Source organism: Desulfobotulus pelophilus (assembly GCF_026155325.1).
Taxonomy (GTDB): Bacteria; Desulfobacterota; Desulfobacteria; order Desulfobacterales; family ASO4-4; genus Desulfobotulus; species Desulfobotulus pelophilus.
This window is the reverse complement of sequence record NZ_JAPFPW010000069.1, coordinates 1-908: the sequence shown is the minus strand read 5'-3', so window position 1 is coordinate 908 and position 908 is coordinate 1. Positions and strand designations below refer to the sequence as shown.

General features: G+C 46.1%; 2 protein-coding genes. Both read right to left on the bottom strand.

Annotated features, from left to right (window positions below; genetic code table 11):
• Nucleotides 1–124 precede the first annotated feature (124 nt).
• Nucleotides 125–409, bottom strand: coding sequence for a type II toxin-antitoxin system RelE family toxin (locus OOT00_RS16045; RefSeq protein ID WP_265426432.1), 285 nt, complete (start codon nt 407–409; stop codon nt 125–127).
• The gene (locus tag OOT00_RS16040; RefSeq protein WP_265426431.1) at nt 399–650 is read right to left on the bottom strand and encodes a type II toxin-antitoxin system Phd/YefM family antitoxin; all 252 of its coding nucleotides are present in this window, start codon (nt 648–650) and stop codon (nt 399–401) included. Before OOT00_RS16040 ends, OOT00_RS16045 begins: the two co-directional genes overlap by 11 nt.
• Nucleotides 651–908 lie beyond the last annotated feature (258 nt).

Sequence of the window (908 nt, the reverse complement as noted above, 5' to 3'; positions counted from 1 at the left end):
CATTCTGGAACAGAGGGGACGGGAAAAGGCCAGGGAGAAGGAAAAGGATCTGGTGCCTGAAAGGGAGAGAAAGGCCGTGGTGAAAGATGGGGAGGCGGAGTGAGTGACGGGTCTTCGCCATGGGTCAGGTTCTTAGCTTAGCCACTTCATAGACCTTGTTCCCTTCACGTTTGCCAATGACAATGACAAGAACCACTATTTCGCTTTCAATGACCTCATACACCAGACGGTACCCTGAGCTTTTGAGTTTGATTTTATAATGGTTTTCGAACTGCCTCAGCCTGTTAGCGGGTATTTTCGGGTTCTGGATAATTTCTTCAAGTTTTTTCTTGAGCTGAACCCTTATGGAAGGGTCCAGCTTTTTCCACTCCTTCAGCGCAACCGGGAGAAACGTGAGCTTATAGGTCATTAATGGAGACCTCCACAGCCTGATCCCTTTGGGCTTTACGCTCAAGGATAATCTGACCCAGCTCATGGTCTTCGAGTTTTTCAAGCAGGGCTTCATAGGTTGCCGCAGGAACCAGATAGGCTGTGGGCTTGTTGCGGTTCAGGATGGTCACCGGATTGCCGTCGGCCTTCTGGATCAGTGCCCCCGGATTTTTTTTGAGTTCTGAAATACTGGCGGAAAATGGTGCAAGGATGGTTTCCATGGCTTTCTTCCTTATAAAAAATAAGACCACTTAAAGGCTCTTTGTACTGGTCTTATTATAAAGCCGGAAAAATCAGATTGCAATGAAACTGGAAAAAAAGGTGGTCGCCCGCTTTCATACCTTTTATTTTGTTCACCTTGTCCTTGTCTTCCGTATTTTCGGCTGATAGGATTTTTGCTGTTATCTGACCTTCGGAGAATGGACACCATGATTTCTCACGATCACAATTTCAAGAACATCTTTCTGGATTTTCCCAAA